Source organism: Ignatzschineria rhizosphaerae (genome assembly GCF_022655595.1).
Taxonomy (GTDB): Bacteria; Pseudomonadota; Gammaproteobacteria; order Cardiobacteriales; family Wohlfahrtiimonadaceae; genus Ignatzschineria; species Ignatzschineria rhizosphaerae.
On record NZ_CP093379.1, the window covers coordinates 2663774 to 2677063 of the forward strand.

The 13290-nt window shown below is 39.7% G+C and carries 25 protein-coding genes; all 25 read left to right on the plus strand.

Annotated elements, in window-relative coordinates; all coding sequences use genetic code 11:
* Window positions 1-30 precede the first annotated feature (30 nt).
* The 25 genes from MMG00_RS12070 (at window position 31) to MMG00_RS12190 (ending at window position 13208) form a co-directional block, all read left to right on the plus strand.
* Window positions 31-225 (plus strand): hypothetical protein, encoded by a 195-nt coding sequence (locus MMG00_RS12070; RefSeq protein WP_242148680.1) that lies wholly within the window; start codon window positions 31-33, stop codon window positions 223-225.
* Complete coding sequence (locus tag MMG00_RS12075; RefSeq protein WP_242148682.1) at window positions 222-1097, plus strand: helix-turn-helix domain-containing protein; 876 nt, start codon at window positions 222-224, stop codon at window positions 1095-1097. Before MMG00_RS12070 ends, MMG00_RS12075 begins: the two co-directional genes overlap by 4 nt.
* Window positions 1078-1617, plus strand: coding sequence for a hypothetical protein (locus MMG00_RS12080; protein WP_242148684.1), 540 nt, complete (start codon window positions 1078-1080; stop codon window positions 1615-1617). The genes MMG00_RS12075 and MMG00_RS12080 overlap by 20 nt, the downstream gene beginning before the upstream one ends.
* Before the next feature lie 9 nt (window positions 1618-1626).
* On the plus strand, window positions 1627-1908 hold the full coding sequence (locus MMG00_RS12085) for a hypothetical protein (protein WP_242148687.1): 282 nt from the start codon (window positions 1627-1629) through the stop codon (window positions 1906-1908).
* 2 nt (window positions 1909-1910) lie between these two features.
* On the plus strand, window positions 1911-2363 hold the full coding sequence (locus MMG00_RS12090) for a YopX family protein (RefSeq protein ID WP_242148689.1): 453 nt from the start codon (window positions 1911-1913) through the stop codon (window positions 2361-2363).
* Window positions 2350-2556 (plus strand): hypothetical protein, encoded by a 207-nt coding sequence (locus MMG00_RS12095; protein WP_242148691.1) that lies wholly within the window; start codon window positions 2350-2352, stop codon window positions 2554-2556. The genes MMG00_RS12090 and MMG00_RS12095 overlap by 14 nt, the downstream gene beginning before the upstream one ends.
* On the plus strand, window positions 2557-2775 hold the full coding sequence (locus MMG00_RS12100) for a hypothetical protein (protein WP_242148694.1): 219 nt from the start codon (window positions 2557-2559) through the stop codon (window positions 2773-2775).
* Entirely contained in the window at window positions 2772-3227 is a 456-nt protein-coding gene (locus MMG00_RS12105) for a hypothetical protein (protein ID WP_242148696.1), read from the plus strand. Before MMG00_RS12100 ends, MMG00_RS12105 begins: the two co-directional genes overlap by 4 nt.
* Before the next feature lie 2 nt (window positions 3228-3229).
* Window positions 3230-3478, plus strand: coding sequence for a hypothetical protein (locus tag MMG00_RS12110; RefSeq protein ID WP_242148698.1), 249 nt, complete (start codon window positions 3230-3232; stop codon window positions 3476-3478).
* Window positions 3471-3854, plus strand: coding sequence for a Y16D family protein (locus MMG00_RS12115; RefSeq protein WP_242148700.1), 384 nt, complete (start codon window positions 3471-3473; stop codon window positions 3852-3854). Before MMG00_RS12110 ends, MMG00_RS12115 begins: the two co-directional genes overlap by 8 nt.
* Window positions 3854-4051 carry a hypothetical protein gene (locus tag MMG00_RS12120; RefSeq protein ID WP_242148702.1) on the plus strand — a complete coding sequence of 66 codons (198 nt, stop codon included), beginning with the start codon at window positions 3854-3856 and terminating at the stop codon, window positions 4049-4051. The genes MMG00_RS12115 and MMG00_RS12120 overlap by 1 nt, the downstream gene beginning before the upstream one ends.
* Complete coding sequence (locus MMG00_RS12125) at window positions 4048-4311, plus strand: hypothetical protein (protein WP_242148705.1); 264 nt, start codon at window positions 4048-4050, stop codon at window positions 4309-4311. Before MMG00_RS12120 ends, MMG00_RS12125 begins: the two co-directional genes overlap by 4 nt.
* Entirely contained in the window at window positions 4311-4595 is a 285-nt protein-coding gene (locus tag MMG00_RS12130; protein WP_242148706.1) for a Ref family recombination enhancement nuclease, read from the plus strand. Before MMG00_RS12125 ends, MMG00_RS12130 begins: the two co-directional genes overlap by 1 nt.
* Window positions 4592-4933, plus strand: coding sequence for a RusA family crossover junction endodeoxyribonuclease (locus MMG00_RS14390; protein ID WP_242148708.1), 342 nt, complete (start codon window positions 4592-4594; stop codon window positions 4931-4933). The genes MMG00_RS12130 and MMG00_RS14390 overlap by 4 nt, the downstream gene beginning before the upstream one ends.
* Window positions 4930-5328 carry a hypothetical protein gene (locus MMG00_RS12140; RefSeq protein WP_242148710.1) on the plus strand — a complete coding sequence of 133 codons (399 nt, stop codon included), beginning with the start codon at window positions 4930-4932 and terminating at the stop codon, window positions 5326-5328. The genes MMG00_RS14390 and MMG00_RS12140 overlap by 4 nt, the downstream gene beginning before the upstream one ends.
* A gap of 794 nt (window positions 5329-6122) precedes the next feature.
* Window positions 6123-6548, plus strand: a complete 426-nt coding sequence (locus MMG00_RS12145; protein ID WP_242148712.1) for a DUF1090 family protein — start codon at window positions 6123-6125, stop codon at window positions 6546-6548.
* 60 nt (window positions 6549-6608) lie between these two features.
* The gene (locus tag MMG00_RS12150; protein ID WP_242148714.1) at window positions 6609-7163 is read left to right on the plus strand and encodes a TIGR02594 family protein; all 555 of its coding nucleotides are present in this window, start codon (window positions 6609-6611) and stop codon (window positions 7161-7163) included.
* Window positions 7160-7405: a hypothetical protein gene (locus MMG00_RS12155; RefSeq protein WP_242148715.1), complete on the plus strand. Its 246-nt coding sequence runs from the start codon at window positions 7160-7162 to the stop codon at window positions 7403-7405. The genes MMG00_RS12150 and MMG00_RS12155 overlap by 4 nt, the downstream gene beginning before the upstream one ends.
* 85 nt (window positions 7406-7490) lie before the next feature.
* On the plus strand, window positions 7491-8027 hold the full coding sequence (locus MMG00_RS12160) for a hypothetical protein (protein WP_242148718.1): 537 nt from the start codon (window positions 7491-7493) through the stop codon (window positions 8025-8027).
* 4 nt (window positions 8028-8031) lie between these two features.
* Window positions 8032-8295, plus strand: coding sequence for a hypothetical protein (locus MMG00_RS12165; RefSeq protein ID WP_242148720.1), 264 nt, complete (start codon window positions 8032-8034; stop codon window positions 8293-8295).
* Between the two features lie 202 nt (window positions 8296-8497).
* Window positions 8498-9109 carry a hypothetical protein gene (locus tag MMG00_RS12170; protein ID WP_242148722.1) on the plus strand — a complete coding sequence of 204 codons (612 nt, stop codon included), beginning with the start codon at window positions 8498-8500 and terminating at the stop codon, window positions 9107-9109.
* Window positions 9102-9575 (plus strand): helix-turn-helix domain-containing protein, encoded by a 474-nt coding sequence (locus MMG00_RS12175; protein ID WP_242148724.1) that lies wholly within the window; start codon window positions 9102-9104, stop codon window positions 9573-9575. The genes MMG00_RS12170 and MMG00_RS12175 overlap by 8 nt, the downstream gene beginning before the upstream one ends.
* Window positions 9556-10833 (plus strand): terminase large subunit domain-containing protein, encoded by a 1278-nt coding sequence (locus tag MMG00_RS12180; protein ID WP_242148726.1) that lies wholly within the window; start codon window positions 9556-9558, stop codon window positions 10831-10833. The genes MMG00_RS12175 and MMG00_RS12180 overlap by 20 nt, the downstream gene beginning before the upstream one ends.
* A gap of 34 nt (window positions 10834-10867) precedes the next feature.
* Complete coding sequence (locus tag MMG00_RS12185; RefSeq protein WP_242148729.1) at window positions 10868-12259, plus strand: DUF4055 domain-containing protein; 1392 nt, start codon at window positions 10868-10870, stop codon at window positions 12257-12259.
* The gene (locus MMG00_RS12190) at window positions 12201-13208 is read left to right on the plus strand and encodes a minor capsid protein (protein ID WP_242148731.1); all 1008 of its coding nucleotides are present in this window, start codon (window positions 12201-12203) and stop codon (window positions 13206-13208) included. Before MMG00_RS12185 ends, MMG00_RS12190 begins: the two co-directional genes overlap by 59 nt.
* The last annotated feature ends 82 nt before the right edge of the window (window positions 13209-13290 follow it).

Consider the following 13290-nt stretch of genomic DNA (forward strand, 5'->3'; position numbering starts at 1 on the left):
ACTACTTGCTATTAAATCAAAGGTTTAAGTATGGCAAAAGAAACAGAGCAAGAAAGAGAAGAGCGCATTATCAGAACGCTTGATTTGATGTTTCAAGGCGCAGATCAATATCCGTGTGAATGTGGGGTGATGCATTTTGAGTTACCTGAGAAAGGAAAAACTCGATTAATGGCGTGCGGTAATTGTGGTCGTCATTTTACGGTTAGACAGGATATAGACGCATGAGTAAAGACATATTAAGAGATTTAAGAGGCTTCGGAACGGTAGAGAAGTGGGTTCTCACCGATCCGAAAATCAATATACACGCTAAAGCGATTTACTCTTTACTGTGCGCTTATGCAGGCGGTAAAGATAGCGCATTCCCAAGCGTGGACACACTGACAGTCCAACTAAATATTAGTAAGGACACCATCTACAAGTATATCAAGGAACTTCGAGAAAAGGGAGTTATTGAAGTCGAACAAATCAGGGAAGGAGGTAGATTCTCTAGAAATATCTACACCCTTCTGAACTACAACCCGAACATGATTTTAACCGAGTCGGGTTCTACCGGACACGGTAACACCGTAACCGATACCACCGTAGCCGATCAAGTCGACACTAAGAATAACAGAACAAAGAGTAACAGATTAAAGAGTAACAGTAATAAAACCCCCATACCCCCACAGGGGGCAGATGGCGATTTGCCAAAACCTGACGAAACTGAGCTGAAACCAAAAGAAGATCCATCTAAGCCTGAAAAGAAACCAGAAGGTTATTCAGAGAAGTTTGAGCAATGGTGGGCGTTATATCCACGTAAGACAGGAAAAGGGGCTGCTTGGAAAAAATGGAAAAGCGAGAAGCTCGAAAAGCGTTTTGATGAATTGATCGAAAAGTTAGAGCAGCAAAATGCGATGCAGCACGCATTTATGAATCCACAGTACATCGTTGGCGCATCAAGATATTTAAACGAAGCACGCTATGACGATGAAGTCGTATTTTTAGGGGGAAGTAATGAAACCAATTCAGGCGGTAATCAACGGAAAGAATCCACGATGGAAAGAGCAAGACGTAAGCAAAGGGAGTTTAGGGCAAGTCTTGACAGTGAATCAGCTTAAAGAGCTAACCAATATTTGGGAGTTTATGACTGAGAATTTCGCTGAGCTTTGGATTAACAAATATGGAGAAACGCCTGATGAAGAAAATTCAAGATCGTGGCGAGTGGCATTAACAGGATTAACGAGAGCACAGATCGAAACAGGCTTAAAGCAGATCGTGATTCAGTGCTTAGATTATCCACCTGTACCGCCAAAGTTTAGAGGCTTATGCCTTTCAAATGACGATGACGAAGCAGAAGTTCTTTTTCAAGAAGTCACTCACTGGGCTGAATTAGATCAGGAGAGTAAGAGTCGAAAAGCTCTTTTCATCGTTCAGAAACTTGATTACACGAACTTTAGAAGAGCGGACTTAAAGACAGCTAAGAAAATGTTTGATGGCGCATATCACAAGCTTTTAAAGCATTTATCGGAGGGTAATGAATTACCTGAATTTGTCTTAGAAATCGAATACGAAGCACCGCCACCAATGCCAAAAGAGCAATTATCTAGTTTTTTGGGCAACCTCATTAACTCGATATAGGGGATTGAAATGAAACAAATTTTTAAATCAGAACACGGCATTAAAGCTCTCAATTGGCTTCACTCACAAAGAATCAATCATGAATTCAACTGGGAAAAGCCAACAGTAGAAGATCATAAAATTTGGGAAGCGATGCGAGTTGCAAGGGTCTTAGTAGATCGAAACGGTCAACATTGCTGGGTAGTGAATGAATATGGCCCTAATCCCCACGGAATAACCAAACCGGCAGAAATCAACAAAATGTATTTAAGCAGTTACAGCAATAACTGGTCATGTGAGAAGAGGGCGTAGAGATGAGTAGAGAAATCAAATACAGAGTAAAAGTGACTTGGTGTGATGAGGTGCGAATTGCTCAGGTGTCTGAAATGCAATTTGGGAAGTGGATTGAAGGTGCAGTAATTGGTAAAGCCTTTTTTGATCTATGCAGTTACTCGGTGGAAGAAGTAGATTTTGAAACCTCACCTGCTACTGGCGATGTGCTTATGCAATACACAGGCTCAAAGGATAAGAATGGAGTTGAAATCTACGAGGGAGATATCGTGAATGTTAACAACATTAATGGTGTCTTTAAGGTGATCTTTGATGAGTGGTTTGGCGGATTCTGTCTTGTTAACCCCGACTATGCAGATAGAAGTAAAAATCCTAAAAAGTCTTTTAACCTTATGAGAGCTTCTGAATTTTTTGAAGTAATCGGAAACATCTACGAAAACGCAGACTTGTTGGAGGCTTCAAATGAGCAAGGTTAAACCATTATCAAGACCTCTAACGCTGGGAGATATAAAGGCGGGAGCAAAGATAGTTAGGCTTGAAAGTCGTATTGAGCGTTTTTGGATTCGTGGCATTAAAAACGGCTGGGCTTTTTTTACAGATGGTCATTGTGCTGAAATATCCTACATGGTAAGCGATAACAGCCCATTTAGATTGGATTTGGTGGATTAGATGAGCAAGGTAACGATTAAGTTTTTCGCTAAAAATCAAAATCAATATGTTACGGCTAAAGATATGGATTTTGATGACTTGGTGGTTGATGCAGATGGCGATGTCTATGCGGTATCACTTGGCGATGTTGGTAAGTGCTATGCCACAGAAGACGAGGTTTATAGCTATTTACATGGGATTGAACCTCACTTTTTCGTAAACGGGGAGCGTATCGCATGATCTTTCAAATTAACGGCTTTAAAGAAATAGGAACTCTTAACGCCGAGCTTAACTCAATGATGGCAAATGGGAAAACGCCTTTAGTGACTATTTCGGATAAGAAAATAGATCGTAGTTCAGCTCAGAATAGAATGTTTCATCAATGGGTCAGAGATATAGATCGTTCGACAAAGCATGGAACTGCTTACGAATCAGGCAGATGTAAGTATCAATACTTTCTTCCAGTACTTCAAAGATCAGAAAAAGAAGAGGCAATTATCGCAAGCTTTGTAGCAAAAGAGACTGAGAAAAGAGTTGGATTCGAGAGGTTCTTAAAGGTCTTAGGCAATAGCGTTATTGGAACAACAAGGTTTCTAACAGTTAAAGAGTTTGCAGAAGCGCTCACTGAAATGCAGATCGGAGAGGCTCAACATAACTTAACGAATCCTGATTATTACGGGTTGAGGTTTTAGATATGAGATGGAAAGTAACATTTCACTCTTTTAGTCACGAAGTCATTCATACGATGCAATCAGAAGCGTCACTTGAAAGCATAAAGCTCTACGCAATGCGGATATTCAGACAGCTAAGAAGTGAAAAGAAACGTATCGGAAAGATCGTTATTAAGGGATTAGAAGAGGGTGAATCGGTTTACGTTAGAGAGATCAACGTATTGGGTAAACCGCAGTCAAATTGGAGTTTGGGGAGAAATAGTAATGAGTGAAAAACAAGAGCGCATAGTCGGCGCATCGCTATTAGTTTCTTACGAAACGAGTGACAAGTACGATAACGAACTAAGGATAGATGGTGCTGATTGGGGCTTTATTCGTGGTGGTCAGGTGTATTCAAATATCAGAGATGTTTACGGTATTCATGGTCAAAGTGAGGGATTTTTCACAAACAAGAATAGGTTTGTTGATCCGAAAGAGGCGATGGGGATTGCGATTGAAGCTGGGCAATTGAGTGAGATCAGAGAGAAGATCCAATATGGATACGGTCTTGCAGGATATGAAAGCTATAACCCTGATACTGATGAGGCGCTAGAAGAATTGAAGGCTAGCTTGTTAAAAAGAGGGCTAAAGCCGGAGGATCTCTACTAATGAAAGATATTTTTAACTTGGTAATCATGCCAACTATGAGAATGATGTTTTTGCTCATGGTCATCGGAATGGTTTTAGGGTCAATATTGCTGTTTGCTAACGCTTTCTTTGAGGTTTTTAAGGAAGCTCCATACATGATGCCAATTGTGCTTTTTGGTGGATTGGTTGGGTCGATTTTATTGTGGGGTAAGAAATGACTAAAAAATTCTATGAGTTTGATGAGATCTTTACCGTGCTATCTGCTGACTGCAAACAATCAGCAATGAATAGATTTAGTAAAAGATATGGCGTTCATGCGAGTAGATGTCGTGAAGTGTCAAAGGCTGAGATTGAATCTAAATACCCGTGGGTAAAAGATTGGAAGAAAGAGGATCACGATAAATATTTGGTAATTGGTCAATCTGATTGGGGAAAGGAGTGGCGGGAAATGGTTAATGCGGGACGGAGGGCAAGGTAATGGCAACTAAAGCAGAAAGAGAGCATCTATCAAAAGTCGCCGAGATTGGTTGTATCGTTTGCTTAAATGAAAACCACGGTCAATCTCCTGCTGAAATTCACCATGTTCGCACAGGCAAGGGAATGGGGCAGAGAGCTACTAACTACGAAGTGATTCCTCTTTGTCCTTTGCATCATAGATCAGGCGGTTATGGGGTGGCATTCCACGCAGGATCTAAAGTTTGGCAAGAGCGATACGGCAGTGAAGAGTCTTTATTAAATCAGGTTAAGGAGATGTTGCAGTGATTATATTACCGTTCCCCGATCCTGCTTTAATGCCTAACCGCAAAAATGGTCATCACTGGGGAAAAACTAACGCAATCAAAAATAAGGCCATTAATGACGCTTACTACATCACGAAGAGCAGTAAGCCGATTAATGTAGAAAAGGGTCTGCAAATCACTTTTTACACGCCTACCAATCACAGAAGAGATAACGATAACCTTCTAGCGGCAATGAAGCCTTATTTAGATGGATTTGCTAAGGCGTTAGGAATAGACGATACAAACTTCAATCCATTAACAATCAAGCGAGTTGATGGCGTAGGGAAAGATAATGCGAGAGTGGAGATTGAGGGATTATGACAAGAAAAAGACGGGATTTTAACTACGCTTACTATTGCTTAGAAAAATGGGTGCTATGGAACACTGAGCATAATGGATTTCCTACAAGATCTCCTATCTTAAAACTCGGTGAAATGGCTGCTTTCTCTTCTGCTTCAAGTATTCCAACAGGGGTTGAGTCAAATGATCGAGATGTTGAAAGAGCGAATACTATTTTAGCGATGATGAATAACTCAAGTGGAAAGAGCGCGGAGAGGGCGCATTTGTTGAAGATAGTAAGTGCTGGGCGCAGGGAAGATGAGTCGATTCAATCAGCAATGGACAGAATAGGGATAAAAGGCGATAAGCGAGCATTTCACGATGCTATAGAAGAGTTTGATATTCGCTTGGAAACTCTAATTCATAAAGTGGCTTAAATAGTTTGCCAAAGTGCGCACTTTTTCGTATAGTGTTTATGTAAGTTGCGCAATTTGCAACTCAAAAATTTAGAAGCCCTCGAAAGAGAGCTTTTTTGTTGGGTGAAATTAATTTTTATCTTGTTGGATCTCTAGTAATTTGATGATATTTCCAAGATGAACTTTCAATAAGTTAATATTATCATCCCTATGGCAATAATCGCAGGGAGTATCTTTTTTTATAGGAGCTCTCGGGAAGAGGTTTTTATTAAATTTATGGATAGCTACTAGGTTAAACCGATTCATTTGCATTATCTCTTTGTATAAGAAGGATATAATAATAATAATAATAATATTGGATATTAAGTTAACTATAGTAAATTAATATTATTAAATTTAAAGCATAAGCGTGTAGAGCAATCTATCCGCTGATGATTCCACCGCATTAGCTTCTAACTGTATGGTTAGCGGCAACGATATGCGTGTGTGTACCCTCGTGGGCTATCTAGGAAGCAATGACTAGATTGACTGGCAGGAAAGGCTGTCATGATTAATAGTTATATTTCCTAACTGCTTTAAGTGGTTTTGATTTGGCTGTTAATTTCTTGGTAACGCAAGATATACACTACGGAAAGACGTGCGACTTGCTAGCGTAACTAGCTACTGAATTTAAATAGCTCGCTTCGGAGTTTTATTGGAGCTTGTTTATCGATAAACAAGCTTAAATTCCAATAGGTTACTGTCGGATTTTATTTGTAATACTACTGATTTTTACGGCATAATAAAATTTCTAGAAATATTAAAAGGGGTTACTTATGAAGAAGTTAATTATTACTACGCTAATTTTCTCTAGCTATACTGCGCTTTCGACGTTTGCATATGCGGATTATGGGTGTGAAAAAAAACTAGCGGCATTAGAGAATCAGTTGAGTTACGCTAAACGCTATAATAATACCGATCAGATCTCGGGGTTAGAAAGAGCAATAGACAATGTAAAAACATATTGTGGCGGAGGTTATGCTTTAGATTCTCCTGAAGCGAAAGAATATTATAAAGCAGATCAGAAGCTGGAAGTCTTAGAAAAAATTGCAGATGCAAAAAAAGATTTAGCAAAAGCAGAGTATAAGTTAGAGAAAGCAAAGCGAAAATCTGATTATGAAGATCAATTAGAAGCTGAATATAAAATAAAAGAGGCTCAAGGGCGTATAGATATGTATCAAAAGCATCTCAATGATCTCTAGTAAAAAAATTTTTCAACAGCTCGCTCCGGCGGGCTTTTTTATTGCCCAAAGGAAAGTGAAATGAATACAGGAACAGTGGGCGGAGCTGCGAAAGCGGTATCCGACAATCAATTAGATTTCCCATGGATCAAATGGGGAATGAAAGAGATCGGCGTAAAGCGTACTGGTATTGGTGCAGGTAATCCTAGAATACTCGAGTACTGGCAAATGTTCAGAATGGGCGGTATTAAGAATGAAAAGGTTTCTTGGTGCTCGGCATTTGTAGGTGCAGCACTTGAAGCAAGAGGAATCAATACTAATTCAAAAGATCAGTCGATCTATCAAAAACGCACTAAAGACAGCTCGCAATATTGGCTTCATTGGGATGGTGGCAAAAAGGTAGATCCTTGTTATGGATGTATCGCGGTAATGACAAGAAATGGCGGTGGACACGTTGGCTTTATTATTGGTGAAGACGGCGACAATTGGGTTTTACTTGGTGGCAATCAAGGATCAGCAGTATCAATCGCTAAGTTTCTTAAATCGCGCTTTATTGGATATGTAATGCCAAAGGGGTACAAGTCATTTAAGCCAATTCCGAATTTAAAGGCTAATACAGAGGTTAATTTGCAATGATTAAGCGTGAATTATTGAGAATGCTTCAAGGAAGATCAAGTAATGGCGACCTTAGATTAGATCTAAACAAAACAACGCTATTCATCACAACGCTTGCCGGCATTCTTTTAACTTCTTATGCAGTGATTGTTCAAGCGAGCTTTGCTGAGGTGTTTTTTATCACGATGATGAGTGCTGGCGCAGGTACAACGATAACGAAAGGGATTGTTGATACGGTGCAGAAGAGGAAAGAGCATGAATAACTATCTATTTTGTAATTATGGACTACGGATGTAATAATTGTAAGAAATGGAAATATTAATTAACTACTTGAAAGGTAAGGTTTGTATGAAGATGTTATTGTCCTTAGTGCTCCTCAGTGGGATATTTGTAAGTTTTGCCCAAGAGAGGGAAATATATGGAACTAAGATAGGAGTAGATATTGTAGATATTAATGACTTTGATGTGAATTACACATTAAGTCAAGATTATGGGGGTGGCTACGAACTATATAAGTCCAATACTAAGATATTTTTGGATATAAAAACAGGTGTTGAATGTTATGTGAAGTGCTCGAATCAACAGGATTTATCGTATTATAAAAATCTGACAATTAAAGATCATAAAGTTGAAGCTATAAATATAATTAAGAATATGACTGAAGCAGAAGCTAATAGTGAAATTGCCGATCTTTCTAAAAAATGGGGTAGTTATAACACGCTTTTTGATGGTAGAGAAGAACCAACAGTAGTGGTTTTTCAGCCAATTAGTGGAGATGAAGATATAGGTCGTATTATTTATTCGCATTATAGTGGGATCACTCTAATTGATTTTTACTCTAAAAAATTTGATGCTTACATGCAAAAATTAGAAGCTCAAGAATAAAACTATGGATAAATTCAAAAACATTCTATTGGCAATAGGCGGGTTAATCCTCGCCTTTTTTTATGCCCTTTTGAAATCAAAAGACAGGCAAATCGAGAAACATAAAAATGAAGCAGAACGAAACAAATCAAAGGCAGAAAAAGAGAAGTTCAAAGCTGATGCAGAGAAAGACACCAAGCACACTAAAGATCGCATCAATAGCGCTAGTGAGTCTGATATTGACGGCTTGCTCAACAAACAAAACGCTTTACGAGATGAAAGAGATTAACTGTGCAGGTTGGTTCTTAATCACCGCAAGCATAAAAGACACGCTCGAAACTAAACGGCAGATTGTTGTTCACAATGAGCGGTATATCAATAACTGCCAAGACTAATTTCAACTGCGCGGAAAAACTGCGTAGTTCAAAACGCCAATGCGGCATAGACAAAATAGGAGTGCCGCTAATGGCAAGAAATAAAAGAGGTGAGCAATGTTGAAGGTTGCCAGCCTAATAGATAAATTCCCCAAAACAGCAAAGGGAACGATATATGCGGTCATTATATTGATCGTTATTACAATAGGAACGTTAGTCACAACAAGTTCAGCGGTTCAAAGCTCAATTGCAAGGCTCATTGATATGAGGGATCTACAATCAAGATTTTGTCCTCATAAGTTTTTGATTGAGTCGCAAAAACTCGTAGATAGCTTAGATGCTAAAAGTGTAGTGGTGTGGGCTACGGATATTAGCGGTAATCAAGCATCAAAAACAGTAATGTTCGCTTATGATTCAGAGGGTGGCGAACACGTTACAGAATCATGGCTAGGCAAATCAGCACCTCTTTATTCAAGTGAGCGTAATCGATTAGATATGACATACCTGTTAGAGGGTCATGTTGTTTGCAATTCATTTGAAGCTCACTCAGAGGTAGAGAGAAGAATCTCAGAAATAGACGATATCTCTTATGTGTGCTCTGTGCCGGTACCGCCTACGAGTGGGAATATGATCGGTGTAATTAGCGTGTACTTTGATAGAGAGCAGATAGCCACAAGCGCTGTTCGATTGGATTTAAGGAAAGCATCAAGAGGGATTATTCATGAGTGAAGAGAGCAGAAAAGTCGGGAGGCCTACGAAGTATAAAGAAGAGTATGCCGAACAGGCTTATAGGCTTTCTTTGTTGGGAATGACGGATGTTCAAATAGCTGGATTCTTTGAGGTTCATGAGTCAACTGTTTATCAGTGGAAAATAGATTATCCTGAATTTTCCGAGTCCATAAAAAGAGGAAAAGAAATTGCTGACATAGAAGTTGTGGAGGCTCTAAGAAAAAGAGCTATCGGTTATACCTATGAAGAAGTCAAAGAAGAAGATTCTCCGATGGGCGTTAGAAGAACTACAACGGTTAAAGAAGTTGTTCCCGACCCCGTATCTATTATTTTTTGGCTTAGAAACAGACACCCTGATAAATGGTCCAATAACCCAATGCCAGATACTGATGATTTAACAGCAACGCCAGTTCAAATTGTCGTAAACGTACAGGATGCACGAAAAGATGATAAACCCGAGCCTTAATATTCCTCAAGGCCAGTTCTTAGAAATGGATAATAAGTTTAAGGCATTTATCAGTGGGTTCGGGGGAGGCAAAACCTGGGTAGGATGTGCTGCCTTGGCTAAGCATTTTTGGGAAAACCCTAAAATCAATGCCGGTTACTTCGCGCCTACATATCCCCATATTCGCGATATCTTTTATGAAACTATGGAAGAGGTCGCTTTTGAGTGGGGATTGAATCTTGATATCAAAGAGTCTAATAAGGAAGTCCACTTTTATGAAGGTAGAATCTATCGAGGCACAACTATTTGTCGATCTATGGATAAGCCAGCTTCAATAGTTGGTTTTAAAATTGGTCACGCCATGGTTGATGAGATCGATATTCTTAACCAGGATAAAGCAACTTTAGCATGGCGAAAGATTATCGCTCGGATGAGATATAACAAACCAGGACTTCGAAATGGCATTGATGTTACAACAACCCCTGAAGGCTTTAAGTTTGTTTATGAGCAGTTCGTAAAGCAGCCTAGAACAAAAGCAAGCCTTCAAAAAATGTATGGGCTTATACAGGCAAGTACTTATGACAATGAGAAGAATCTACCGCCAGACTATATTGAGTCATTATTCGAATCATATCCTAAGCAACTGATAGAAGCATACATTAATGGCGAGTTTGTAAACCTTACAAGTGGCGCTGTGTATGTAGATTTCGATAATAAACTTAATCACACAAATGAAGTTGCTAAAGAGGGCGAGCCTCTACATATCGGGATGGACTTTAACGTTCTCAAGATGGCAGCAGTTGTCTATGTGCTTCGTGAAAACAAGATGTATGCAGTTGATGAGCTAACAGAGGTGAGAGATACGCCAACAATGGCCCGACTAATCAAAGAGCGATTTGAGGGTCACGCAATTAAGATCTATCCCGATGCCAGCGGACAAAACACAAGTTCAAAGAGTGCCAGTGAATCAGACTTAAGTATTCTTCGAGAACATGGTTTCTCATTAGTTGTTGACTCCTCAAATCCAAGAGTTAAGGATCGGGTAATGGCCACTGAAGCAATGCTGTTGAATGGTAAAGGCGAAAGGCGTTTATTGGTGAATACTAATCGATGCCCTAAATTCACCGAGGGCTTAGAGCAGCAAGTTTACGACAAGCACGGCGAGCCTGATAAGAGTTCAGGTGTAGATCACGTTAATGATGCCGGCACCTATCCGATTGTTAAACTCTTCCCAATTGTGAAGAAGAAAGCACAACGAATTCGATTACCAATTTTTTAAGTCACTTCGGTGGCTTTTTTTATGCGAGTAGAAAATGACACAAGTGAAAATAGACTCCATTTCTCAGAAAATGAAAGACTTTCATGCTGAGATAGCGCCGATCAAAGCGCTTCTTGGCGGAACGTCAGCAATGAGGGAAGCTGGCGAAACGTATTTGCCTAAATTCCCCTCAGAGGCAAACGATAAAGAGTATGGAGATAGAGATTATAGAAATAGGTTAAAACAAGCCGTATTAGTGCCTTATTTTGAGGATACAGTTAAATCCATGACGGGAAGATTGTTCTATAAGCAATTCTCAATGGATTTAGATGAAAAGATCCTCGAATACAAGGATGATTTTGATATGTCCGGTGGAAGTATTTCGGGTGTATTTGAATCGGTATTCTATGAAGCTTTATCTTATTCGCGCTCTTATATCGTGGTTGATTACTCACTTAAAGTTCAGGTTAAGAGTAAAGCAGAAGAGATCCAAGCGGGCGCTCGGCCCTATGCTTTCAAAGTTGAAGCGGATCAAGTGTTAGATGTGCGAGAAAAGAAAGGCAAGATCGTCCTTTTCAAGTATCAGCATAAAGTGATTAACGAAGATAAGACGAATGACTTTGAAGTTGTCTATCAAGATGAAATAGTTTTAATGACTCCCGGACAAACTCGCACTTGGAGAAAGAGCGATAAGGGCCAATGGGAATCTAAAGATGACTTTGCAGTAAAGGTTAACGGTAAAACGCTTGATTACGTTACGGCATTTGAATTAAAGCTTAGTCGAAAGCCGCCTTTAGAGAATCTTGCAGAGCTTAATATCGAGCATTGGCAATCAAAGAGCAGTCAGCGAAATATTGTTGATGTAGCTAGGGTGCCAATACTTGTTTTTACTGGCGTTGATAACTCAACAGACATTGAATATGTCAGTGGGGGATTAAGCATTAGGAATGAGGCAAAAGTAGCTTATGTTGAACATACAGGGGCGGCTATAGAGGCAGGGCAAACCTCACTCGATAAACTCGAGGAGCAAATGGGAGTTGCCGGCGCTAAGTTACTCACTCGCACCAAGATGGCCTTAACAGACACTCAAGCAAAGAGTGAAGGGATTAAGGAAGTTAGTGAGCTAATGCTTTACGGCATGCTTTTAGGCGAGTTCATGAACCAAGTCATCGAAATGTTCGGTATGTGGCTTGGAATAGAAGAGGCGGGAACAATTGATATTACCGAGAATCTTAAAAATACAATTGATTCAGGCGTGTCGGCACAAGATGTTATTCAATCAGCGGTTCACGGCATTACTTCATACAGAACAGCTTATGAAACTTTAGTGGCCATGAACGCTATTAGCGGAAGTCGAACCTACGAAGAGGAAGAGGAGCAGATAGGAATTGAAAGCGAAACTAGATTACCAAGACCTACAAGTCTCTTTGGCGGAATGGAAGATTAATGCGTTTAGATATGATGCTTATGTTCGATCAATCGTTCTAGGTCAGTTAAATCAAACGCAAAAAGAGCTTTTAGCGGCGATTATTAGCGAGGATATAGAAAACCTTACTAAACATCAGCTAGATGGTTTGTTAAAGGATATAGATGAGATTATCGATACGAATTACGATCGGATCTCATCATTTCTTGATAAGACCAATAAAGAGTTCTATATAACTTCTCATCAAGTTGAGGCAATCGTTTATAACGAGTGGCTAGGTGTAAGTGCTTTATCGGTATTGCCAAAGTACAAGCTTGAGGCGATTAAGGTTACACCTCTGTTTGAAGGTCGAGCGTTAGGTGATTGGTGGGGTAAACAGCAGAGTGATCTAAAGTTTAACCTCGAAACTATCATTAGGAACGGCAATGTTATTGGTGAATCTCAAGCGAATATTGCTAGGCAGGTTCGGCATCGATTGGGAATAACAGCTCAATATGCAGAAACGTTAGTTAGAACGGCAAACGCTTCAATTTCAAGTGCTGCACAATCTAAGTTAATGGAGATTAATGCTGATGTTATTCATGCTAAACAGCACTTATCGACCTTGGACAGCAGGACCACTTTAGAGTGTGGCGCTCGTGATGGGAAGCAGTGGACTTTAGATAATGAGCCAATTGGTCACACTATGCCATTCAAGGAAACGCCACTTCATCCTAATTGCAGGTCGATCATTCAGATAGTGATTGATACCAAGCATAAATCAACAAGGGCTTCTGAGTTCGGACCAGTAGACAGCAATCTCAATTATAGCGATTGGTTAAAACAGCAGGAAGCCAAGTATCAAGATGGCATTTTAGGAAAGCGAAAGGCTCAATGGTTCCGAGATGGAAAGGTCAGCTTGCAACAGATGTTAAATCAAAATGATAGACCTTTAACGATTGAACAGTTACGGAAGAAATACAACTTATAACAGCTCACTTTAAGTGGGCTTTTTTATTACTTATTTTTTAACGAGCGAGATGCTCACAGCAACATGGCGAGAAGCTAAGGAA

Excerpts from the sequence above, each read along its gene's own strand:
- MMG00_RS12070 (WP_242148680.1), top strand. The coding sequence starts at position 31 with ATGGCAAAAGAAACAGAGCAAGAAAGAGAAGAGCGCATTATCAGAACG.
- MMG00_RS12075 (WP_242148682.1), top strand. The coding sequence starts at position 222 with ATGAGTAAAGACATATTAAGAGATTTAAGAGGCTTCGGAACGGTAGAG.
- MMG00_RS12085 (WP_242148687.1), top strand. The coding sequence starts at position 1,627 with ATGAAACAAATTTTTAAATCAGAACACGGCATTAAAGCTCTCAATTGG.
- MMG00_RS12090 (WP_242148689.1), top strand. The coding sequence starts at position 1,911 with ATGAGTAGAGAAATCAAATACAGAGTAAAAGTGACTTGGTGTGATGAG.
- MMG00_RS12095 (WP_242148691.1), top strand. The coding sequence starts at position 2,350 with ATGAGCAAGGTTAAACCATTATCAAGACCTCTAACGCTGGGAGATATA.
- MMG00_RS12100 (WP_242148694.1), top strand. The coding sequence starts at position 2,557 with ATGAGCAAGGTAACGATTAAGTTTTTCGCTAAAAATCAAAATCAATAT.
- MMG00_RS12105 (WP_242148696.1), top strand. The coding sequence starts at position 2,772 with ATGATCTTTCAAATTAACGGCTTTAAAGAAATAGGAACTCTTAACGCC.
- MMG00_RS12110 (WP_242148698.1), top strand. The coding sequence starts at position 3,230 with ATGAGATGGAAAGTAACATTTCACTCTTTTAGTCACGAAGTCATTCAT.
- MMG00_RS12115 (WP_242148700.1), top strand. The coding sequence starts at position 3,471 with ATGAGTGAAAAACAAGAGCGCATAGTCGGCGCATCGCTATTAGTTTCT.
- MMG00_RS12120 (WP_242148702.1), top strand. The coding sequence starts at position 3,854 with ATGAAAGATATTTTTAACTTGGTAATCATGCCAACTATGAGAATGATG.
- MMG00_RS12125 (WP_242148705.1), top strand. The coding sequence starts at position 4,048 with ATGACTAAAAAATTCTATGAGTTTGATGAGATCTTTACCGTGCTATCT.
- MMG00_RS12130 (WP_242148706.1), top strand. The coding sequence starts at position 4,311 with ATGGCAACTAAAGCAGAAAGAGAGCATCTATCAAAAGTCGCCGAGATT.
- MMG00_RS12140 (WP_242148710.1), top strand. The coding sequence starts at position 4,930 with ATGACAAGAAAAAGACGGGATTTTAACTACGCTTACTATTGCTTAGAA.
- MMG00_RS12145 (WP_242148712.1), top strand. The coding sequence starts at position 6,123 with ATGAAGAAGTTAATTATTACTACGCTAATTTTCTCTAGCTATACTGCG.
- MMG00_RS12150 (WP_242148714.1), top strand. The coding sequence starts at position 6,609 with ATGAATACAGGAACAGTGGGCGGAGCTGCGAAAGCGGTATCCGACAAT.
- MMG00_RS12155 (WP_242148715.1), top strand. The coding sequence starts at position 7,160 with ATGATTAAGCGTGAATTATTGAGAATGCTTCAAGGAAGATCAAGTAAT.
- MMG00_RS12160 (WP_242148718.1), top strand. The coding sequence starts at position 7,491 with ATGAAGATGTTATTGTCCTTAGTGCTCCTCAGTGGGATATTTGTAAGT.
- MMG00_RS12165 (WP_242148720.1), top strand. The coding sequence starts at position 8,032 with ATGGATAAATTCAAAAACATTCTATTGGCAATAGGCGGGTTAATCCTC.
- MMG00_RS12170 (WP_242148722.1), top strand. The coding sequence starts at position 8,498 with ATGTTGAAGGTTGCCAGCCTAATAGATAAATTCCCCAAAACAGCAAAG.
- MMG00_RS12175 (WP_242148724.1), top strand. The coding sequence starts at position 9,102 with ATGAGTGAAGAGAGCAGAAAAGTCGGGAGGCCTACGAAGTATAAAGAA.
- MMG00_RS12180 (WP_242148726.1), top strand. The coding sequence starts at position 9,556 with ATGATAAACCCGAGCCTTAATATTCCTCAAGGCCAGTTCTTAGAAATG.
- MMG00_RS12185 (WP_242148729.1), top strand. The coding sequence starts at position 10,868 with ATGACACAAGTGAAAATAGACTCCATTTCTCAGAAAATGAAAGACTTT.